Source organism: Micromonospora sp. NPDC047740 (assembly GCF_043204735.1).
GTDB lineage: Bacteria > Actinomycetota > Actinomycetes > Mycobacteriales > Micromonosporaceae > Micromonospora.
The window spans coordinates 294,505-316,357 of sequence record NZ_JBIDCT010000002.1; the positions used below are offsets into that span (position 1 = coordinate 294,505).

15 protein-coding genes are annotated in these 21,853 nt (G+C 72.2%); 9 read left to right on the forward strand and 6 right to left on the reverse strand.

Annotated elements, in window-relative coordinates:
- Position 1: 1 nt before the first annotated feature.
- The 6 genes from ACGF4F_RS05935 to ACGF4F_RS05960 all read left to right on the forward strand — a co-directional run bounded on the left by ACGF4F_RS05935 (position 2) and on the right by ACGF4F_RS05960 (position 8,505).
- Positions 2–1,180 carry a mandelate racemase/muconate lactonizing enzyme family protein gene (locus ACGF4F_RS05935; protein ID WP_393075374.1) on the forward strand — a complete coding sequence of 393 codons (1,179 nt, stop codon included), beginning with the start codon at positions 2–4 and terminating at the stop codon, positions 1,178–1,180.
- 28 nt (positions 1,181–1,208) lie between these two features.
- On the forward strand, positions 1,209–2,132 hold the full coding sequence (locus ACGF4F_RS05940; RefSeq protein ID WP_393075377.1) for an AEC family transporter: 924 nt from the start codon (positions 1,209–1,211) through the stop codon (positions 2,130–2,132).
- A gap of 170 nt (positions 2,133–2,302) precedes the next feature.
- Positions 2,303–4,366 (forward strand): acyltransferase family protein, encoded by a 2,064-nt coding sequence (locus ACGF4F_RS05945; RefSeq protein WP_393075380.1) that lies wholly within the window; start codon positions 2,303–2,305, stop codon positions 4,364–4,366.
- Positions 4,367–4,420: 54 nt separating this feature from the next.
- Positions 4,421–5,377 carry a glycosyltransferase gene (locus ACGF4F_RS05950; protein WP_393075383.1) on the forward strand — a complete coding sequence of 319 codons (957 nt, stop codon included), beginning with the start codon at positions 4,421–4,423 and terminating at the stop codon, positions 5,375–5,377.
- Between the two features lie 323 nt (positions 5,378–5,700).
- The gene (locus ACGF4F_RS05955; protein ID WP_393075386.1) at positions 5,701–7,122 is read left to right on the forward strand and encodes a hypothetical protein; all 1,422 of its coding nucleotides are present in this window, start codon (positions 5,701–5,703) and stop codon (positions 7,120–7,122) included.
- 102 nt (positions 7,123–7,224) lie between these two features.
- Positions 7,225–8,505, forward strand: a complete 1,281-nt coding sequence (locus ACGF4F_RS05960) for a lipopolysaccharide biosynthesis protein (RefSeq protein ID WP_393075616.1) — start codon at positions 7,225–7,227, stop codon at positions 8,503–8,505.
- Between the two features lie 249 nt (positions 8,506–8,754).
- Here the strand turns inward: ACGF4F_RS05960 and hutH are convergent, their stop codons facing one another.
- The 6 genes from hutH to ACGF4F_RS05990 form a co-directional block, all read right to left on the reverse strand.
- Complete coding sequence (gene hutH / locus ACGF4F_RS05965; protein ID WP_393075389.1) at positions 8,755–10,293, reverse strand: histidine ammonia-lyase; 1,539 nt, start codon at positions 10,291–10,293, stop codon at positions 8,755–8,757.
- The gene (gene hutI, locus ACGF4F_RS05970) at positions 10,281–11,558 is read right to left on the reverse strand and encodes an imidazolonepropionase (RefSeq protein WP_393075392.1); all 1,278 of its coding nucleotides are present in this window, start codon (positions 11,556–11,558) and stop codon (positions 10,281–10,283) included. The genes hutH and hutI overlap by 13 nt, the downstream gene beginning before the upstream one ends.
- Positions 11,555–12,907: a formimidoylglutamate deiminase gene (locus tag ACGF4F_RS05975; protein ID WP_393075619.1), complete on the reverse strand. Its 1,353-nt coding sequence runs from the start codon at positions 12,905–12,907 to the stop codon at positions 11,555–11,557. Before ACGF4F_RS05975 ends, hutI begins: the two co-directional genes overlap by 4 nt.
- Positions 12,904–14,103, reverse strand: coding sequence for an allantoate amidohydrolase (locus ACGF4F_RS05980; protein WP_393075394.1), 1,200 nt, complete (start codon positions 14,101–14,103; stop codon positions 12,904–12,906). The genes ACGF4F_RS05975 and ACGF4F_RS05980 overlap by 4 nt, the downstream gene beginning before the upstream one ends.
- Positions 14,104–14,218: 115 nt before the next feature.
- The gene (gene hutU, locus ACGF4F_RS05985) at positions 14,219–15,874 is read right to left on the reverse strand and encodes a urocanate hydratase (RefSeq protein WP_393075397.1); all 1,656 of its coding nucleotides are present in this window, start codon (positions 15,872–15,874) and stop codon (positions 14,219–14,221) included.
- Positions 15,875–15,886: 12 nt separating this feature from the next.
- Entirely contained in the window at positions 15,887–16,732 is an 846-nt protein-coding gene (locus ACGF4F_RS05990) for a MurR/RpiR family transcriptional regulator (RefSeq protein ID WP_357434003.1), read from the reverse strand.
- Between the two features lie 254 nt (positions 16,733–16,986).
- Here ACGF4F_RS05990 and ACGF4F_RS05995 point away from each other — a divergent pair, with 254 nt between their 5' ends.
- The 3 genes from ACGF4F_RS05995 to ACGF4F_RS06005 all read left to right on the forward strand — a co-directional run bounded on the left by ACGF4F_RS05995 (position 16,987) and on the right by ACGF4F_RS06005 (position 21,839).
- On the forward strand, positions 16,987–18,858 hold the full coding sequence (locus tag ACGF4F_RS05995) for a hypothetical protein (RefSeq protein WP_393075400.1): 1,872 nt from the start codon (positions 16,987–16,989) through the stop codon (positions 18,856–18,858).
- A complete protein-coding gene (locus ACGF4F_RS06000) occupies positions 18,855–20,684 on the forward strand; it encodes an O-antigen ligase family protein (RefSeq protein WP_393075402.1) in 1,830 nt (609 codons plus the stop codon). Before ACGF4F_RS05995 ends, ACGF4F_RS06000 begins: the two co-directional genes overlap by 4 nt.
- A gap of 237 nt (positions 20,685–20,921) precedes the next feature.
- A complete protein-coding gene (locus ACGF4F_RS06005) occupies positions 20,922–21,839 on the forward strand; it encodes a glycosyltransferase (RefSeq protein ID WP_357433997.1) in 918 nt (305 codons plus the stop codon).
- The last annotated feature ends 14 nt before the right edge of the window (positions 21,840–21,853 follow it).

Genomic DNA, 21,853 nt, shown 5'->3' on the forward strand with positions numbered 1-21,853 from the left:
GGTGACCTCTCCCGCCCCGGCGCACCCGGCCGCCGCTTCGTCCCCTGCCGCCTCCGGCGACCGCATCGCCTGGGTCGGCCTGCGCCTGGTGTACCTGCCGCTGCGCACCCCGATCAGCGACGCCAAGGTGCTCACCGGCCGGCAGAAGCCGCTGACCGAGGTGGCGTTCCTCTTCGCCGACGTGGTCACCGCCGACGGCCACCACGGCCTGGGCTTCAGCTACTCGAAGCGGGCCGGCGGCCGGGGCCTGTTCGCCCACGCCGCCGAGGTGGCACCGGAGCTTGTCGGCGAGGACCCCAACGACATCGCCCGGCTGTGGCAGAAGCTGGTCTGGGCCGGCGCCTCGGTCGGCCGCAGCGGCCTGGCCACCCAGGCGATCGCCGCGCTCGACATCGCCCTGTGGGACCTCAAGGCGAAGCGGGCCGGCCTGCCGCTGGCCAAGCTGCTCGGCGCCCACCGCGACTCGGTGCCCTGCTACAACACCTCCGGCGGCTTCCTGTCCAGCCCGCTGGAGGAGGTGCTGGACAACGCCCGGGCGCTGGTCGCCGGCGGCATCGGCGGCATCAAGATCAAGGTGGGGCAGCCGGACACCGCGGCCGACCTCAAGCGGGTTACCGCGGTCCGGGAGACGCTCGGCGACCGGTTCCCCCTCATGATCGACGCCAACCAGCAGTGGGACCGGCGCACCGCCCAGCGGTTCGGCCGGGCCATGGAACCGCTGAACCTGGTCTGGATCGAGGAGCCGCTGGACGCGTACGACGTCGAGGGGCACGCCCGGCTGGCCGCCACCCTGGACACCCCCATCGCCACCGGGGAGATGCTGACCAGCCCGGCCGAGCACTGGCGGCTGATCGAGGCCGACGCGGTGGACTTCATCCAGCCGGACGCGCCCCGGGTCGGCGGCATCACCCAGTTCCTGCGGATCACCACCCTGGCCGACCACAAGGGACTGTCGATGGCCCCGCACTTCGCCATGGAGATCCACCTGCACCTGTCCGCCGCGTACCCGGGGGAGACCTGGGTGGAACACTTCGACTGGCTGGGGCCGCTCTTCAACGAGCGGCTGGAGCTGCGGGACGGCCGGATGGTCGTCCCCGACCGGCCCGGCCTCGGCGTCACGCTCAGCGAGCAGGCCGAGGCCTGGACGGTGGCCCGGACGGAGACCGGCGCGCGGCCCTGACCGGCCCGGCAGGCGGAGAAAGGCCCACGTGCAGGGTGTGCTGAACGGCTTCGCCGTCATCGTGGCCGTGATCGCCGTCGGCTACCTGCTCGGGCGCGGCGGGGTGCTCGGCCCGGAGGCGGGCGGCGTGCTGTCCCGGGTGGCGTTCCTCGTCGCCACCCCGGCGCTGCTCTTCACCACGGTGGCCCGGGCCGACATCCACGCGGTCATCTCGTCCGTCCTGGTCGTCACGCTGGTCAGCGCGACCGCCGTGGCGACCCTGTTCGTGCTGATCGCGAAGCTGTGGTGGCGCCGGCCGGTGGCCGAGACGACGATCGGCGCGCTCGCCTCGTCGTACGTCAACGCGGCCAACATCGGCATCCCGATCGCCGTGTACGTGCTGGGTGACGCCTCCTACGTGGCGCCGGTGCTGATGTTCCAGCTCGTGGTGATGGCGCCGCTGGCGTTCGTGGTCCTGGATAACGCGACCGGGCCACGGCGACGCTCGCTGCTCGCGACAGTCACCCAGCCGCTCGCCAACCCGATCACCATCGCCTGCGTCCTGGGCCTGGTGGTCAGCCTCACCGACTGGATGCCGCCGGAGCCGCTCATGCGGCCCGTCGAACTGGTCGCCGCGATGGCCGTGCCGGCCACCCTGCTCGCGTACGGCCTGTCGCTGCACGGCGCCCCGGTGCCCGGCTCCGGCGACACCGGGCCGGAGGTACGGCTCGCGGTGGCGCTCAAGGCGGTGGCCCAACCGGTGGTGGCCTACCTGGTCGCCCGGTTCGCGCTGGGCCTGCCGCACGTGCTCGTGCTGGCCTGTACGATCACCGCCGCGCTGCCCACCGCGCAGAACGTCTTCGTCTACGCGGCCCACTACGGGCGCGGCACGGTCCTGGCCCGGGACTCGGTCCTGCTGTCGACCGTGGCGGCGCTGCCCGTGCTGATCGGCGTGGCGGTGCTGGCCACCTGACCCGGGTGCCTCGCGGGAGGCCGGGCGGTCGGGACGGCAATCCGGGCCGCACGCCCGACAGTTCGGTCCGGGGCAGTGCTGGCAGGCGCGACCCGATACGCTCACCGCCGCCATACCGCTGCGGCCAGCAGTGGCTTGAACCCCTGCCCGTACGGTCGTTGTGAGGATCAGTGAACGTCTCCAGGGACACACCCCGCGGAGTGCTGCGGCCGGAGATCCAGGCGCTCCGGGCGCTCGCCGTGCTGCTGGTGCTGCTGTTCCATTTCTGGCCGCACCGGATTCCGGGCGGCTACGTCGGTGTCGACGTCTTCTTCGTCATCAGTGGTTTCCTCATCACCGCACACCTGGTGCGGGAGGTGCAGAAATCGGGCTCGGTCCGACTTGGTGCTTTCTGGGCCCGCCGCATCCGGCGTCTGCTGCCGGCTTCCCTGCTCGTGCTCGTCGCCACCGCAGCAGCCGTGTTCATCTGGGTGCCACAGCTCTACTGGCCGCAGATCCTCCGCGAGATCGCGGCAGCGACCGTCTATGCCGAAAACTGGCAGCTGGCGCACGACGCGGTGGACTACCTCGCCGCGGAGAACGTCCAGTCACCGGTGCAGCACTACTGGTCGCTCTCCGTGGAGGAGCAGTTCTATCTGGTCTGGCCCCTGTTGATCGTGATCGCGATCATGGTCGCCCGCCGGATCCGGCAGGCGAACCCGATCGGCGCGATCCGGGTCACGCTCGCCGTGATCGTCCTGGCATCCTTCGCCTACTCCGTCTACGAGACGTCGGCGAACGGCGCCGCCGCGTACTTCGTCACGCCCACCCGGGCCTGGGAGTTCGGGGCCGGAGCGCTGTTGGCGACGCTGCCGGCGTTCGGCCGGTTGTCCGGCGACCGTACCCGGGCGGCCGTCTCCTGGCTGGGACTGCTCATGATCGGCGTGGCGGCGTTCGCCCTCGACGCCGCCACCACCCCGTTCCCGGGCTACGCGGCGGCGCTGCCGGTCGTCGGCACACTCTGCGCCATCTGGGCGGGCGCTCCCGCACTGCGGTGGTCGCCGCTGGGGTTGATGAAGTCAGCGCCGGTGCAGAAGCTCGGCGACTGGTCCTACTCCGTCTACCTCTGGCACTGGCCGCCTATCGTGATCTTCGCGCTGGCGACCGGCGACAAGATGACCTGGCCGGTGAAGTTCCTCGCCATCGCCGGTGTCGTGGCGCTGGCCGCGCTGACCAAGCGCTTCGTCGAAGACCCGGTACGGTTCCGCGCGTTCGCCGGCGGGCGCCGACTCTGGCCGCAGTACGGCGCCGCCGCGGTCTCGATGGTGATGGTCTTGTCCGTCGTCTTCGTCGGCAACCAGCTGCTCGAGCAGAGCAGCCGGGCCAACAACTCGCGCCTCGATCAGCTCCTGGCCGGCGGGACACCCTGCCTGGGGGCGGAGGCCATGCTCGCGGCTGAACGTTGTGCCGACGGCCCCCTCGGCTCGCAGCTGTACCCCGAGATGTCGACGCTCACCAAGGACACCGGCTCCGCGTACCGGTGCTACGACCAGAAGCCGGCGGCCGACCTCTCGTCGTGTCGCATCGGCTCCCAGCGGCCGGACGCGACCAAGGTCGCCCTCGTCGGCGACTCGCACGCCGCGATGCTCATCCCGGCGATCGAGGGTCACCTCGAAGCCCACAACTGGACTGTCGACACCTATGTCGCCCGTGGGTGCATCTGGGCGAAGGTGGACGCCGCCGACCAGGCCGACCCGTGCTACGCGCGGCGGCACGCCATGGCGCAGCGGCTGGGGACCGGCCCGAAGTACGACCTTGTCATCGTCACCGGGAGGCGGAGCGCCAGCGGCGATCGACCGACCGCGGACGGGCAGATCCGCGGGTACCTCGACGCGTGGCAGCCGGTGCTGGAGCGGGGGACCAGGATCGTCGTGGTGGCGGACAATCCGGGGCTCGGCGAGGACGACATGAGCTGTCTCGTCGACGACGCGGCGAACGGCGGGGATCCGACCCGGTGCGCCGTCGACCGCAAGGCCGGGCTCGGCACCCGCGACGCTCTTGCGGACGCCGCGCGGCGGACCGACGGCAAGGTCCGCGTCGTCGACCTCACCGACCTGTTCTGCACCGAGACCGAGTGCCCGTTGGTGATCGGTAACGTCATCGTCTACCGGGACAGTCACCACATCACCGCGACCTACGCGCGTACCCTGGGCCCGCACCTGGTCGAGCGGATCACCGGTGCCCTCGCGTCGTAACCCCTCACTGCCGTCCCTGCTGGGACCCGGCGCCGTAAGGAATGGTGATCACCGATGACCCCGCCCCTGTTCATCTCGTGGAAGCGCTATCAGCGGCGCTCGGACGTGCTCGCCGAGGCGCTCGGTGCGGAGATGGTGTGGCGGCCGCACCGGGCGAAGGGCAAGCTGTTGCGGCCCGGTGACTACCTCGCGCACGCCCGGCAGGACCTGGCCCGGATCCGGGCCGAGCGACCGCGGTACGTCATCGCTCAGACCCAGCCCCACTTCACCGCGCTCGCGCCTCACCTGGCCGGCGTGCCGTACGTCGTCGACGCGCACAACGGTCAGTTCCAGTCCTGGTGGCGGCGGGTTCCCGGCACCGAGCAGGTGCTTCGCGGGGCGCGCCTGGTGCTGACCCACAACCGGGAGGCGGATCGGATCGCTCGCGCCGCCTTCCCGGGGCTGCGGACGCTGGTGGTGCATGATCCGCTCCGGGAGATCCCCCCGGCGTCGCCCCGTGACTGGGTCTTCATCGTCGCGACGGCCGCGCCGGACGAGCCGATGGACGTCCTCATCGACGCCATCGAGGCGCTGCCGGACGTCGGCTTCGCCACCACCGCTCCCCTGCACAAGCTTCCCGAGCCGTTGCGCGAGCGGGCGGCGCGACTGCCCAACCTGCGGACGCTGGGCTTCCTCGACCTCCCGGACTACGAGGCGGCGTTGGCCGGATCCCGCGCCGTCGTCGTCCTCACCGACCGGGAGGGGTGTCAGCCGAGCGGGGCCTGCGAGGCGCTCAGCGCAGGTCGACCGCTGGTCCTGTCCCGGACCAGCACCACCGAGGAGCTGTTCGGCAGCTTCGCCACGCTGGTGCCGAACGAGTCGGTGGCGCTGGCTGCTGGTATCCGTGAGGCGCTGGATGAGGATCCGACCAGGGCAGCGCGGATCGCGGCGGCCCGGACCGCCTGGACGGCCCGAACGGCGGCCGAACTGGCGGAGCTGGCGTCGGCTCTGCCGGCGGAGGTGGCACCGTGACGATGGCTGGCGGGCTCGCCCTCCTCGGCGCTGCCGAGTTCTGGCGGTAGTGCTTGAGGCGCGCGGCTCCCGCGCGCCCGGCCGGGTCGGTCCATCGGCTGCCCCGGACCGTCTGACTGGCCGCCCGGCCAGCTTGCGTGAAAGGGGGAGAAATTGCCACCAGTCGGGGTGATCGCCGTTGGTTCGCAGCCGACGGAGGCGATCTCTGATGGTCGTGTCCTTCCCGTATAGTGCCCGAGAATGTAGCGCGGAGGAGATCGCAAGATGGACATATGCCTCGAAATGTGGTGGCCATCCGGACGATGGGAAGTGGCTGGCGTCTGATGGGTAACACCGCGTTCTCCGCCACCGCCGGGCACCGTTCTTCGGATGGTGTCCCGGCCGGGCGTTCTTCTTGGTCTACGGCCACCCAGATCATGGTCGTGCTCGCCATGGCGGTGATTGGCGTAAAGCCATTCATCGACGTATTCGGCGCGAAGGTCCCCGAGGATACCGTGGACGCCGGCATGGTGGCGACGGTGATCGGTGCCCTTCTCATGGCAGGCGCCTTTGTCGCCGTGGCGGTGATGTCCAAGCGGCTGCCGAGAGGTCTGACACCCGCACTCGCCGCGCTGCTGCTCATCGGCCTGTTCTCGGTAATCGACCTGCTGGCCGTCTCGGCCCGGGACGACTTCCTTCAGATCTTCACCACGACCCACGTACGCGAAATCTTCGGGCCGTACATTCGGCCAGAAGGTGGGATCATTACGGCGGCTGCTCAGCTGGCGGTCGGGTTCGCTCCGGTCGCGTTGTTGGCGGTCATGCTCGTCAAGCCGGAATGGTTCTCCCTCGATCGGCTGCGTTGGTTCCTTCTCCTCGTGGTCATCGGCACCGTCGTGCATTGTGTGATCGCCTGGCTGCAGGTCGCCGGCGTCGTGGACTACACCTACTTCTTCAACGAGCCGACCGGAAGAGTCGGGCGGGCATCCGGCGGCTACTTTCATCCGGCGTCGCTCGGTCGCCTTTTGATCTTCGCGGTGTTCATTCTCTACGCCGCCGGTGACCGGCTCCGGCTCAGCCCCCTGGCCCGTTACGCCGTGCTCGCCCTGCTGGTAGCCACCTCGGTCGTCAGCACCCACCGGATAACCATTGTCTGCGTGCTGTTCGTGATAGTGGCGTTCGAGATGCGCCGGCTCCCTGAGCTCACTCGACAGATATCCAATCTGCCGTTCCGTACCGCCGTCTGGGGGGCCGTCGTTCTCGTCGCGCTGGTGATCGTGTCGGCGATCCGCTGGGGGGCGTACCTGCTCGACCGCGCGCTGTTCGTCCTCACCCGGGTCGGCTCGCTCAACCCGGCAAACGACGAGTTCCTGCACGGCCGCGGGCAGATCTGGTTCCGGGTAGCGGAGGTGTGGCAGGACGCGACCCCGGACATCTGGCTCATCGGACTGGGCTACGAACCGTGGAACACGCATCTGGACCCGTTGCGGGTCTTCGTGGTCTGGGGATTCCTCGGGATCGTTCTCATGGCGGTGGTCTTCGTCAACCTCTGGCGGCTGACGAGACGTCTTGTCGGGGTCGAGGCGAGGTGGATGCTGACGGTCCTTTTCGCGCTGGTGGCCGTCAACGCCCTGACCCAGAAGCCGACCTCCTACTCGTACTTCATGTGGTTGTTCTTCCTCTGCCTCATGCTGATAGTCGCGTCCTTCCCCCGCGTGACGGTGCCGGGCGCCATGGCGACGGAGGCCAGCGGTGAACGCAAATGAACGCCCGGGTGGCTCGCGATGATCGAAACTGACCTGCGGAGCAGCACGGCGACACCGCGCCGGTCTGGAAGCGGCATGGCACGCCGCCTCCGGCAGTTGGGCATGCTCGGGGTCAGTCAAGCCGGCGTCACGCTGACCGCGTTCGTCACCCAGGTGCTGCTCGCCCGTAGCCTGCCGCAGGCGCAGTTCGGTGCCTTCATGTCGGTCATGTCGCTGGTGACGCTGGCCGCGCCACTGGCCACCTTCGGGGTCGCTGACTTCTGGTTGCAGCGCTTCGGCCGGGAAGGGCCAAGGGCGTTCCGTTGGGTGCGGCCGTCCATCGTGCTGGTCGCCGTCAGTTCCGGCCTGCTGGTCGCGGCGCTGGTCGGCTGGGGCCTGGTCGAACTGGATGAACCTGCCGACGCCGGGCTACGCATCGCGCTCGCCCCGATCATCCTGTCGCTCGTCGCCATGGCGCTCTCCGGGGCGGCCCTCCAACTGCGGGGTGCCTACGGGCAGCTCGCGGCGCTGCAACTTGCGCCGCAGGTGGGTCGACTCCTCGTGGCGCTACTGACCGGGATCCTCGGACTGTCGGCGCTCATGGTGGCGCTGGGCTACGCTCTCGTGGCTGTCGTCACGGTGGTCATGAGCGTCCTGGTGATCGCGCCGTTCTGGCACGGGCGAGCGACGCTGGAGGGCCACCCACCGGCACCCCGTCCTTCCACCCGCCGACCCCGGGTGGATCACCTCGTCGCCGGTACCGGCCTGTTCCTGCTCGGCAGCCTGTTCTATCAGCTGGGCATGAACCTGGGCGTCGTCACCTCCGCCGAGTTTCTGAGCCCGGAGGACGCCGCGGTGCTCGCGGTGCCGATGACCCTGTTGACCGCGATCTATCTCCTGCCACGCATCGTGTATCAGCAGTACTTCCTGGCGAAACTGCACCGGTGGTCCCGCTCCAACCGCAACGCGGTCCTCATCGCATACCGGGCCGGCACGATCGGGATGATCGGTCTCGGGGTGCTGCTCGGCGTGGTGGTTGCGGTCGCGGGCCGGTTTGCCATTCCGCTGATCTTCGGTTCGCAGTACCGTGCGTCCGTCCCGGTGATGGCCGTCCTCGCGATTGCGATCCCACTCCGCTTCGGCGCAGCCAGTGTCGAATCGCTGCTGACCAGCAACGGGCTGGTGCGGCAGAAGGTGCTGTATCAGGGGCTGGGATCGCTCGCCTTCCTGGCCGCGCTGGCCACCGCGATCCCGCTGTTCGGCGCCGCCGGCGCCGCTTGGGCGACGGTGTTGTCCGAGGCGATACTGCTCACCCTGTTCTGGGCAAAGGCGAAGCGGAAGGTCGTTGCGGACGCCGAGCTCCCGTCCTGGGCAGAGATCCGGCGGACCTTCGCCAGAAGCTGATCTTCAGCCGTACCAGATCGCCACGAAACCGGCGATGATCTGCGTCCGTGGCGGTCACCGGGTCACCAGCCAGGCGTCGGGCAGCAGGACGGCGGCGGCCGCCGGCCCGGTGAGCGGGCGGGCGGCCGCCGCGACCAGGGCGCACCCGATGACGGCCGGCCAGACCAGCCGGCGCCACCGGTGCGGCGCCAGCGAGCCTGGGTGCTTTGCTCCATCCTTCCAGGGTGGACTCGCCCGGCCGGGATCCGGTCAGCCGAGCGGGCCGACCTCCCGCTCGATCGCCGCGCGCAGCTCGGGACCGCGCACCACCTCGCGGGCGGCCTCCATGAGCGGGGCCAGGAACACGTCCGGTCCCGGCTCGCCCACCACCTCGCGCAGCGCGGCCAGCGCCGCCCGGCCCGCTGGCGACGGGGTCAGCGGCGCGCGGAGCTGGAGCCCGCGTACGGCGGCCAGCAGCTCCACGGCGAGCAGGCTGGTCAGGTTGTCCAGCACGGTCCGCAGCTTCTTGGCCGCCGCCCAGCCCATCGAGACGTGGTCCTCCTGCATGCCGCTGGTGGGCAGCGAGTCCACCGACGCGGGCGCGGCCAGCCGCCGGTTCTCGGCGACGATCCCGGCCGCCGTGTACTGGGCGATCATCAGCCCGGAGTTGACCCCGGCGTCGGGGGAGAGGAACGCGGGCAGCTCCCGGGAGCGGGTGACGTCGAGCAGCCGGTCCACCCGGCGTTCGGCGATCGCGCCCACCTCGGCCGCGCCGATGGCCAGGTAGTCGGCGGCGAAGCCGAGCGGCGCGCCGTGGAAGTTGCCGGTCGACTCGACCCGCCCGTCCGGCAGCACCACCGGGTTGTCCACCACCGACAGCAGCTCCCGGCCGGCGACGGTCGCGACGAAGTCCAGGGTGTCCCGGGCTGCCCCGGCCACCTGCGGAGCGCACCGCATCGAGTACGCGTCCTGCACCGCGTGCGCCAGGTCGTCCCGGTGCGAGTCCATCACCGCCGACTGCTGCAGCAGCCGATGGATGTTCGCCGCCGACTCCGCCTGGCCCGGATGCGGTCGGATGGCGTGCAGCTCGGGCAGGAACGGCCGCTCCGAACCGAGCATCGCCTCGATCGCCAGCGCGGCGGTGACGTCGGCCATGGTGAACAGGTGCCGGGCGTCGTGGATGGCCAGCAGCAGCATGCCGAGCATGCCGTCGGTGCCGTTGATCAGCGCCAGCCCCTCCTTGGCGGCCAGCTCGATCGGGGCGAGGCCGACCCGGCGCAGCGCCTCACCGCCGGGGATCCGCTCCCCGGCCGGGCCGAGCACCCAGCCCTCGCCGAGCAGCACCAGCGCGCAGTGCGCCAGCGGGGCCAGATCACCGGAGGCGCCGAGCGAGCCGTGCTCGGGCACCCACGGGGTGACCTCGTGGTTGAGCAGGTCCACCAGGGCCTCGGCGACCAGCGGCCGGACCCCGGAGCGGCCGAGGGCGAGCGAGCGTACCCGCAGCAGCATCATCGCCCGGACCACCTCGCGGGGCATCGGCGCGCCCACCCCGGCGGCGTGCGAGCGGATCAGCGCGTGCTGCAGCTCGGCCCGCCGCTCGGGCGCCACGAAGGTGTTGGCGAGCGCCCCGAAGCCGGTGGAGACGCCGTAGACGGGCCGGCCGGCCGCCTCGATGCCGTCCACGATGGACCGGCTGGCCGCCATCGCGTCCACGGTGGCCGGGTCGAGCACGACCTTGGCGGTGCCGCGGGCCACGGCGAGCACGTCGGCGGGGTAGACCCCGGTGGGCTGAATGCTTACGGTCGACATTGCGGCACTCCATCGTGCAGAACCTGGCGGATCAAGGGGACACCAGGCCGGTAGGCCAGGTGCAGGTGGGAGGGGGCGTCGAGGATCATCAGGTCGGCCCGAGCGCCCCGGGTCAGCCGCCCGACGTCGGTGCGGCGCAGCGCCGCCGCCCCGCCGGCGGTCGCGGCCCAGACCGCCTCCGCCGGGGTCATCCGCATCTCGCGTACGGCGAGGGCGATGCAGAACGGCATCGACGACGTGTACGACGACCCGGGGTTGCAGTCGGTCGCCAGCGCCACGGTCACCCCCGCGTCGAGCAGCCGCCGGGCGTCCGGATACGGCGACCGGGTGGAGAACTCCGCGCCGGGCAGCAGGGTGGCGACGGTGGCGGTGTGCCCGCCCTCGGCGCACATGCAGTCGACCCGCTGCGCGGCGAGCGCCTCGACGTCGGCGTCGGACAGGTGGGTGCAGTGGTCCACGCTGGCCGCGCCGAGTTCCACCCCGAGCTGCACGCCCGGACCGGGGCCGAGCTGGTTGGCGTGCACCCGCACCCCCAGCCCGACCGCCTGCCCGCAGGCGAGGATCGCCCGGGCGTGGTCCACGTCGAAGGCGCCCCGCTCGCAGAACACGTCGATCCAGCGGGCGTACGGGGCGGCGGCGGCCAGCATCGGCCCGCACACCATGCCCACGTAGTCGTCGGGGCGGTCGGCGTACTCGGCGGGGACCACGTGCGCGCCGAGGAACGTGGTGTCCTCGCTGAACTCGGCGGCGATCCGCAGCGAGCGGGCCTCGTCGGCAACGGTGAGCCCGTACCCGCTCTTGATCTCGATGGTGGTGGTGCCCTGCCGCATCGCCTCGGTGCGCAGCCGCTGCACGGTGGCCCGCAGCTCGTCGTCGGGGGCGGCGCGGGTGGCGCCGACGGTGGTGCGGATGCCACCCCCGGTGTACGGCTCGCCGGCCATCCGGGCGGCGAACTCGACGGCCCGGTCCCCGGCGAAGACCAGGTGGGCGTGGCTGTCCACGAAGCCGGGCAGCACCGCCGCTCCCTCGGCGTCGATCCGCCGGTCGGCGGCCGGGGTGTCGCGGGCCGACCCGACCCAGGCCACCACGCCGTCCTCGACCAGCAGGGCGGCGTTGCGCCGGATGCCCAGCGGGCCGCCCTCGCCCGCCCCGAAGCAGTTGGTGACCAACTCCCCGATGTTGTCCACCAGCAGGCTGCCCGAGTTCCGCACCGCCGGCCGCAGCCGGTCGCCCGGTCGCACCGGCCGCTCCCGGAAGCCGGTCATGAGGTCACCTCCTCGATGGCGGCGCGCAGCTCGGTGGGCACGTCGACGGTGCGGTGCCGGCCGTCGGCGACCACCGTCCGCCCGTCGACCACCACGTGCGTGACGTCCGCCGCGGTGGCCGCGAAGAACGCCCCGACCGGCGGCACCCCGGCGGTCCGGGCGCTGTCCAGCCGTACGGTGACCAGGTCGGCCCGGTCGCCGACCGACAGCCGGCCGGCGTCACCCCAGCCCAGCGCGGCGTGCCCGCCGACGGTGGCGGCGGTGAGCAGCTCGGCGGCGGTGAAGTGCCCCCGTCTGCGGGTCCGCAGCCGCTCGTCCAGCTCCACGGCGCGGGCCTCCTCGAACAGGTCGACCACGGCGTGGCTGTCGCTGCCGAGGCTGAGCGGGCTGCCCGCCTCGGCCATCCGCCGGGCCGGCCCGATCCCGTCGGCGAGGTCCCGCTCCGTGGTGGGGCAGAGGCAGATCCCGGTCCGGCTCTCCGCGAGCAACGTGATGTCGGCGCTGGTCGGGTGGGTGGCGTGCACGGCGGTGGTGTGCCGGCCGAGCACCCCGTGGTCGGCCAGCAGCCGGGTCGGCGTGCAGCCGTGCACGGCCCGGCAGGCGTCGTTCTCGGCCGGCTGTTCGGACAGGTGCACGTGCAGCGGCCGGCCCTGGCGGTCCGCCCAGCCGGCCACCGTGGCGAGCTGCTCCGCCGGCACCGCGCGCACCGAGTGGATCGCCGCACCGACGCGGGCGTGGTCGTTGCCCGGGGTGAACCCGCTGACCCGCTCCGCCCAGCGCAGCGCGTCCCCATCGCCGAACCGCCGCTGCGGCCCGGCCAGCGGCGCGCCGTCCACCCCCGCGGTCAGGTACGCGGTGTCCAGCAGGGTGATCCGGATGCCCGCATGCGCGGCCGCCTCGACCAGCGCCGCCGACATCGCGTTCGGGTCGTCGTACGCCGTCCCGTCCGGCGCGTGGTGCAGGTAGTGGAACTCGCCGACGCAGGTGATCCCGGCGAGCGCCATCTCCGCGTACGCGGCCCGGGCCAGGGCCAGGTAGGACTCCGGGTCGAGCCGGGCGGCCACGTCGTACATGACCTCCCGCCAGCTCCAGAAGTCGCCCCGCCCGCGGTGGGTACGCCCGCGCAGTGCCCGGTGGAACGCGTGCGAGTGGGCGTTGGCCAGGCCGGGCAGGGTGAGCCCGGGCAGCCGTACCGCGTCGTGCAGCACCTTCACCCCGGCGGTCGGCGTGCCGCCGCCGACCAGCGGGGTGACCGCGGTGATCCGGCCGCCCTCGGCCTCGATCAGCACGTCGGGCGTGGGTTCGGCGTGGTCGGGCAGCCAGGCGTACTCGGCCAGCCAGCGGGTCAGCGGCATGCCAGCTCCTCCAGCACCCGGGCCAGGGCGGTCACCCCGGCGGCGCAGTCGGCGTCGGTGGCGGACTCGGCGGGGGAGTGTGACACCCCGGTCGGGTTGCGGACGAAGAGCATCGCGGTGGGCAGGTGCGCGGCGAGCACTCCCGCGTCGTGCCCCGCCCCGGTGGGCAGCACCGGCGCGTCGAGCAGCCGGGCCAGCCGGTCGGCCAACCCGCCGTCGAACGCCACCAGCGGGGTCGCCGACTCCTCGGTGCAGGTCAGCTCGGTGCCGTCCCGCCGCGCCCGCTCGGCGGCCTTGTCCCGCACCGCCGCGACGAGGCCGTGCAGCGTCTCCGGCTCGGCCGCCCGGGCGTCCAGCCAACCGGTCACCCGGGACGGGATCGCGTTGGTGGCGTTCGGCTCGACGGCCACCCGGCCGACCGTGGCGTGCGCGTCGCGCAGCCGGGCCTCCTTGTTCGCCGCCAGCACGGTGAACGCGTAGGTGAGCATCGGGTCGCGGCGGTCGGCCATCCGGGTCGTACCCGCGTGGTTTCCCTCGCCGTGGAAGTCGAAGCGCCAGCGGCCGTGCGGCCAGATGGCGCTGGCCACGGCGACCGGCGCGGCCTGGTCGACCAGCGCGCGGCCCTGCTCGACGTGTAGCTCCACGAAGGCCGCGAACTGGCCGAGCAGTGCCGGGTCGGCGCCCGCCGGCCGGTCGCCCAGCGCCTCGGCGAAGCTCACCCCGTCGGTGTCGCGCAGCCCGGCCGCGCGGTCCACCGCGATCTCGCCGGTGAGCAGCCGCGACCCCAGGCAGGGTACGCCGAACCGGCCCCCCTCCTCCTCCACGAACGCGGCCACCGCCACCGGGCGGACCGGGGCGACGCCGGCCGCCCGCAGCTCGTCCACGGCGAGGAACGCGCTGACGATGCCGAGCGGCCCGTCGTACGCGCCGCCGTGCGGCACCGAGTCGAAGTGGCTGCCGGTGAGCACCGCCCCGCCCGCCACCGGGTCACCCCACCAGGCGAAGAGGTTGCCGTTGCCGTCCTCCTGCACGGGCATGCCCCGCTGCTCGGCCTGCTCGCGGAACCACGCCCGCAGCCGCAGCTCCGGCTCGGTCAGCGCGTACCGCAGGTAGCCGCCGCTGCCCGCGTCGCGCCCGACCGGGGCCAGCTCGTCCCACAGCTTCCGGAACCGGGCCACCAGGTCCGTCACGCCGCACCCCGGTTGTTCGCGGCTGCGGGGCTCCGCTGCGCTGCACTCCTCGCGCTCACGCCGTACCCCCGGTTGTTCGCGACTGCGGGGCTCCGCTGCGCTGCACTCCTCGCGCTCACGCCGTTCCCTCCGCCATCGGCACCCGGACGCCGGTGCGGACGGCGACCTCGCGGGCGTCGTCGTAGCCGGCGTCGACGTGCCGGATGACGCCCATGGCCGGGTCGTTGGTGAGCACCCGTTCGATCTTCTGCCCGGCCAGCGCGCTGCCGTCGGCGACGCAGACCTGGCCGGCGTGGATGGACCGGCCGATGCCCACCCCGCCGCCGTGGTGGATCGACACCCAGGACGCCCCGCTGGCCGTGTTGACCAGCGCGTTGAGCAGCGGCCAGTCGGCGATCGCGTCGGACCCGTCGGCCATCGCCTCGGTCTCCCGGTAGGGGCTCGCGACGCTGCCGCAGTCCAGGTGGTCCCGGCCGATCACCACCGGCGCGCTCAGCTCGCGGGCGGCGACCATCTCGTTGAACCGCACCCCGGCCTTGTCCCGCTCGCCGTAGCCGAGCCAGCAGATCCGTGCCGGCAGGCCCTGGAAGGCGACCCGCTCGCCGGCCATCCGGATCCACCGGGCGAGGGACTCGTTCTCCGGGAACAGGTCGAGGATGGCCCGGTCGGTGGCCGCGATGTCGGCCGGGTCGCCGGAGAGCGCCGCCCAGCGGAACGGGCCCTTGCCCTCGCAGAACAGCGGCCGGATGTACGCCGGCACGAAGCCGGGGAAGTCGAACGCCCGCTCGTAGCCGCCGAGCTTCGCCTCGCCACGGATCGAGTTGCCGTAGTCGAAGACCTCCGCACCCGCGTCGAGGAAGCCCACCATCGCCTCGACGTGCTTCGCCATCGACGCCCGGGCCCGGTCGGTGAACTCGGCCGGCTTCGCCTTCGCGTAGTCGCGGGCGTCGGCCAGCTCCACCCCCTCCGGCAGGTACGACAGCGGGTCGTGCGCGCTGGTCTGGTCGGTGACGATGTCGATGGCGACGCCCCGGCGCAGCAGCTCCGGGAAGACGGTGGCAGCGTTGCCCACCACACCGACGCTGAGTGCCCGGCGGTCCCGCTTCGCGGCGAGCACCCGCTCGACCGCGTCGTCCAGCGAGTCGGCGATCTCGTCCAGGTAGCGGTCGTGCGCCCGGCGCTCCAGCCGGCTACGGTCCACGTCCACGATCAGGCAGACGCCGCCGTTCATGGTGACCGCGAGGGGCTGCGCGCCGCCCATCCCGCCGCAGCCGCCGGTCAGCGTCAGCGTGCCGGCCAGGGTACCGCCGAAGCGCTTGGCCGCGACGGCGGCGAACGTCTCGTAGGTGCCCTGGAGGATGCCCTGGGTGCCGATGTAGATCCAGGAGCCGGCGGTCATCTGCCCGTACATGGTCAGGCCGAGCTGCTCCAGCCGGCGGAACTCCGGCCAGGTGGCCCAGTCGCCGACCAGGTTCGAGTTGGCCAGCAGCACCCGGGGCGCCCACTCGTGGGTGCGCATGACGCCGACCGGACGGCCGGACTGCACCAGCATCGTCTCGTCGTCGCGCAGCTCGGTGAGCGTCCGGACCAAGGCGTGGTACGACGGCCAGTCCCGCGCGGCCTTGCCGGTGCCGCCGTAGACCACCAGGTCCTCGGGGCGCTCGGCCACGTCCGGGTCGAGGTTGTTCATCAGCATCCGCAGCGCGGCCTCCTGCGGCCACCCCTTCGCGGTGCGTGCGGTGCCGCGGGCGGCGCGGACGGGCTGGTGCATTTCCTACTCCTCTCAGCCGAGGAACAACTGACGGCGGGCGGCGGACGACTCGAACGCCTCGAGTCGGGCCTGGGTCTCGGCCGGGGCGGCGTCGCAGATCGCCTGGAGCACCACCATGGCCAGGGTCATCGGCGCGGTGTGCAGGTCGAAGACCAGGTCGGTGCCGACGGCGGCGGGGAGCACCACCTCGGCGTGGTCGGTGGCCGGACTCACCGGGGAGTCGGTGATCGCGACGACGGTCAGCCCGGCGTCCCGGGCCTCGCGCAGCGCGTCCAGGGTCTCCCGGGGGTAGCGGGGCAGCACGAACGCGAGCAGCGCGGTCGCCCCGGCGGCGGCGGCCTGTTCGAGCCGGTCGGCGAGGAGGCTGCCACCGTCGTCGAGGACCCGCACGTCCGGGTGCACCTTCGCGGCGAAGTACGCGAAGTACGCGGCCAGCGGCGCGGCGGCACGCAGCCCGAGCACCGGCAGCGGCCGGCTGGCCGCGAGCAGCTTCCCCACTTCGGCGATCCGGCCGGCGTCGGCGAGCTGGGTGGCGAGCCGGTCGAGGTTGCCCAGCTCGGCGCGGACCGCCCGCTGGAGGGCGTTGCCGGCGTCGGCCGGGTCGGCGGCGCCGGTGGTCAGCTCCCGCAGCCGGCGGCGCAGCGCGGGGTAGCCGTCGTGCCCGAGCGCCATGGCGAACCGGGTCACCGACGGCTGGCTGACCCCGGCCAGCTCGGCGACCTCCGCCGCGGACAGGTACGCCGCCGCGCCCGCGTGCTGCACCAGGCAGTGCGCGATCCGGCGCTGGGTGGGGGTGAGCCGTACGCCGTGGAACAGGTCGAGCAGGCGGTCGGTGGGTGCCGCACCGCTTTCATTCATGGCGCGACTCTATGCATAAAAACTTTCAGAAGCAACGGCGGTCCCACCCCACGGCTGTCTCCGACCTGCCTGACCCGGGTGTCCATGGAGGACCGAAGCCTCCTTCCTGAGCGCATTGTCACGCTCCGGCCACTCTCTGGCGCAGTGTGGCAGTCGCGCCGCGTTGGCCTGCTGTCGAACGGGTGACCGGCGGACGGAATGGTCGGCGGCTTCTCTGTACTATCCGCACGGCGGGGTGAACAGAGGAGTGGGCAATGCAGTCGGTCGGGCCGTACAGGTTCACCGAGGCGCTGGGCGTCTGTCAGGTCGGCACGGCGTGGTGGGCCGTCGACGGGCAGGATCGGCTGGTGACGTTGGCCCTGCTCGAGGGCGCGGCGGCGACCGATCAGCCCTGGCGGGAGGCCTTCGCCAACGCGGCGAACGCCATGGCGCAGGCGCCGGGCGGTCAGCGGTACGTCAAAGCGGACCTCGCAGCGGCCCAGCCCTGGGTGGCGTACCCGGCCCAGGAGGGGATGGGTGCGCAGCGCCTGTTCCAGTCCCTCGGCATGGAGTTGCACTCCGCCGAGTCGCGATCCGACGTCCTGATCCCGGCCACCGGCACGGTCGCCACGCCCCCGCGGCCGGTGTCCGGCGCCCCGGTGTCCGGCGCTCCCGCCCCGGTCTCCGGCCCGCCGCAGCTGCCGTGGGCGATGCACGCCACCGTTCCGCAGCAGCCGCAGCCCGAACCGCAGGCCGTGCCGACTTCGCCCGCCCCGCCCGGACCGGCCCCCGCCCACCCGGCGCCGGCCGATCCGTTCGCCGTGTCGCCGCCCCGCATCCAGCCTTCGACCGCCGCGGCGGCTCGACGCGGCGCCGTTACCTGGCTCGCGGTCGCTGCCCTGCTGCTCGCGATGGTCGCGGCGGTCGGTGGGGTCGGGGTCGGGATCTCCGGTGGTGAGGACCGGACGGCCCCGGCGTTGGTCGAGAACTTTCCGGCCGAGTCCCCGGCCGAACCCGGATTGCGTCCGTGGGCGCAGTTCCCGCCGTCCAGCCCGCAGGAGCGGGCGCTCGCCGTCGCCGGGCCGTCGCTGGTCTTCATCGAGGCGATCTTCACCGGCCTCCTGCGCGATCGGGACACCAACGCGCCGCTGAGCGCCACTCCGCTGTTCGTCAACCGCCGCTGCACCGGTTTCGTGGTGAACGCGGACGGCCACGCCCTCACCAGCAGTTCGTGTGTGCAGCCTGGGGAGGAGACCGTGCGGCGAAGCGCGCTCGACGCCCTGGCGAGGACGATGGTCCGCGAGGGCAAGCTCGCCGCGGGGCAGATGGCCAGCTTCATCACCACCAACCTGGAGAAGACTGTTTTCACCGGCACCGGGCCGGGCACCGCGGCCAGCGCCAGGATCTACGCCCAGCTGAACGAGGCCAAGGGAAACACCAAGGCTGAACCGGCCGTTCCCGTCCAAGTGGTCAAGGGACAGGCCGTCGACAGCGGCAACCTCGCGCTTGTCAAACTCGCCAAGGGCAGTCTGCCGACGGTGGAACTCGTGCCGACGGCGGCCGCGACGGAGAGCGGGACGCTGCTGGTGGTCGCCTTCGCCACCAGCGACACCGACCTCCGCGCTGCCACGTACCGTCCGCAGGCCAAGGTGGTGAAGGTCGCCGGCACCAGCCGGCGAGGCGCCCTGACGATGCAGCGGATGGGTGACGACCTCGGCGCCACCTCGCAGGGGGGTGTGGCAATCGACCCGTCCGGACGCGTCGTGGGCATGATCGACCAGGATCTGGCCAGCCCCGATCGGGCGAACCGGTTGGTGCTGCCGGCATCGGCGTTCGACGGGTTGCTGACCGAGGGCGGCGTGCGACCCGCCCTCGGAGAGCCGGACCGGCTCTACCGTACTGCTCTCGACGCCTACTTCACCGGCCGCTTCGGCGCTGCGGCTGACGACCTCGCCAGGGTCGTCCAACAGTCGCCGGACAACAGACTGGCCGACGGGTACCGGCAGAACGCTGCCATCCGGCAGCAGTTGGAGGGGGACCCGGCCGGCGTGCCGGCTTGGGCTCGGTGGCTGCTCGCCGGTGCCGGGACCGCGCTGCTGGTCGTGCTCGTGCTGCTCGTCGCGGCGCTGCTCCGGCGGCGTGCGTGAGCACCGCCACCTCGTCGACCGGCCGCCGTCGTCCCGTCGAGTCGCCGCGACCGCTGTCGCACCTGCTCTCCACCGCGATCGTGCTGGTCGTCGGGATCCTGCTGGTGCACGTGCTCTTCGAGACATGGGCCGAGGTCCTGAGCGGGCCCACCGACGACGAGGCCCGCGCCCTCGACAGCGCGCCTCGATGGCCCGATCAGCTCCAGACCTTGCTCTACCTGGGGCTGGCCGCGCTCAGCGTGGTCAAGGTGGTGGTTGACCGGCTGTGGGACCGGTTCCGGACCGCCGCCGACCTGGCGCTGCTCGTGCTCGGCCTGGTCATGGTCCTCGCCGGGCTGGTCAACGACTCCTCGCCGAGCCTGATGAGCGAGGCACTCTTCGTCTACTTCCGGGGCGTTCTGGTCTTCTACGCCCTGCGGGCGGCCGACCTACGACCCGCCGTGCTCCGCAGACTGCTGCTGGTGGTGGCCGCAGTGGTCGGGTTGAACGTGTTCCTTGCGCTGGTGCAGACGGTGGTCGGCCCGCCGGCCTACCGCGCGTTGGGGTGGGTGGATCTCACCTGGGCCGACCAGAGCCAGGCCCAGGGCCTGCAATCGCACCCGGACCACCTCGCGCATCTGCTCGGCCTCACCATGCTGGGCTTCATGGCCTGGGCAGCGGTGCAGCAGCGGGTCCGCCGCGCCTGGTGGGCGGTGGCCGCGATGATCGCCCTGGCCCTGTCGGCCACCCAGTCCGTGGCCTCGCTGCTCGGCGTCCTGGTGGCCGGGGTGCTGATCGCCGTCCTGGTGCGGGTCAGCGCCCGCCGGGTGCTCGCCGTCTGCCTCGTCGTAGTGCTCTGCACCGTGGTGCAGGTCGCGCTCCGGCCCGACGAGTGGGCGCGGCACATGGGCAACCCCTTCACGGGCCACCAACAGCCGGCTGGCAGCGAAGAGCGGCCGACCACACCGACGTCACCCGATCCCGCGGTCTCCCCGGCACCCGCCTCCCGGCCGTCCGCGGCGTCCCCGCTCCCGTCGAAAACCGGCGCTCCCGCGGTCGCCGCCGGCACGCCGTCCTCGGCCTCATCGCCCACCACTGTGCGCGAGATCCAGGTGCGCCACCTTGAGCCGGCCGCCGACATCCTGCCCCGGCAGCCGCTGCTCGGCTTCGGTATCGGCCAGTTCGGCGGGGTCGTCGCCGAGAAGAACGATCCCGACTGGCACAAGAACCCGAAGTTCGGGCCGGACGGCTTCGACGGGTACGGCGCGCAGTCGGTCCAGATCGAATCGTTCTGGCTGCACCTGGTCATGGAGGCCGGTGCCTTCGGGCTGATCGCGTTCCTCGTCTGGCTCTTCTTCATCGTGCAGCCACTCGTGCGCGCGACGCGAGGGGGCCGGCGGGGCTCGCGGCAGTCGCCGCCGGCGGCGGCCCTGCTGTGGGGCATCGGAGCGATGCTCTTCGCCGGGCTCGTGGCGTTCCGCTCGCCAGCCTTCGAGGATCCCATTTTCCCGGCCCTGCTGTGGACCGTTCTCGGCCTCGCGTGGTGGACGTGCCGCCGGTCGCGGGAGGAACAGGCCTCGCTCTACAACGCGCCCACCGCGATGTTGCCGGTCGTTCGCGACCCGTCGGATGTCCGAGAAATCGACACCCGGATCCTGGATACCGACGAAATCCTCGCGCTCGCCCGGCGGATCCGCGCCCAGCGGGGTGCCGACGGCGGCGCGCCGGACGTCGGGGACCTGGACACGGAGTTCCTCACCGCTGACGAGATCCTGGCTTTCGCCCGGCAGATCCGGCGCAGTGGCGGCGCCGCCCCCCGGGACGGCAGTGGCCAGACACGCACGTAGAACGGCCCTTTCGGATGGTATTCGGATCAGCCTTCCGCTGCTTAAACTCCGTGATGTCGCACGATTGCAGTTGGCTGGCCGGGCGGCACATCGGTGTGACCACCGATCACCGGGTTGGATCACGTCGAGACGACAAACGCACACGGGGGTGGCGGAGAGTATGAAGGCACTAGACGAGGCGCTGTCCCGGGGCGCCAAGGGGGTGCTGGGCCCGGTCGCGGTGGGTGCCGAGCGTCCATGATGGCGTCCCCGCCCACTATCCCGACGGAGCCGCCCAACAAGATCCTGGAGCCTGCTCCGTCGTACGGGCCCCGACCTCCGGGCATTCCGGCGCCGATCGCCGCCGACGCCGCCAGCCCGGCAAATCCCGCTCCACCGAGCATCTCGGTCTGCATCGCGGTGCGCAACCGACCGGCTCTGCTGGTGAAGTCGGTGCGCAGCATCCTCGACAACGGGTTTGACGACTTCGAGGTGGTCATCGTCGACGACGGCTCCGCCGTGCCGGTCCAGGAAGGGCTGGCGGAGGCGGGCCTTCTCGCCGACGACCGCATCCGGCTGGTGCGGCAGCCCCCGTCGGGCATCAGCGCCGCCCGCAACACCGCGCTGAAGGTTGCCCGGGGTCGCTACATCACCGTCCTCGACTCCGACGACGAACTCGCGCCGGATGGTCTGCACCGGATTCACGAGTTCCTCAGCCGGACGGGTGCGCAGTGGATCTACACCGACTACGAGGAACTCGTCGGCACCGCGGGCCGGATCATCCGGTTGCCCGCCTACCCTTCCGCGCGGCGGATGCTCTGGTCCGTCCTGACCCGGCCCCGCCTGCCGTTCAAGCACTCCGGCATGTCGATCGACCGGGAACTGCTCGTTCGTCTCGGCGGGTATGACGAGAACACGCCCATCAAGGTGGACGTCGAGCTGGTGTTGCGGGCGCTGGCGAGTGACGTGCGGCTCGTACATCTCGCGTACCCGGTCGTGCGTTTCCACCGGCACGGCGACAACATCAGCCGCAAGCGGCTCGCCGGCCTCTCGGTGTGGCACCGGCTCATCACCACCTACACGCGGCCCCGGATACCGGGCCTGGCGCTGGCGGTGGTGGCGCTCCGTGGCGTGAGCGAAGTCGGCAAGGCACTGGTCACGTCGTTCGACCGCTGAGGCCGACCCCGGTG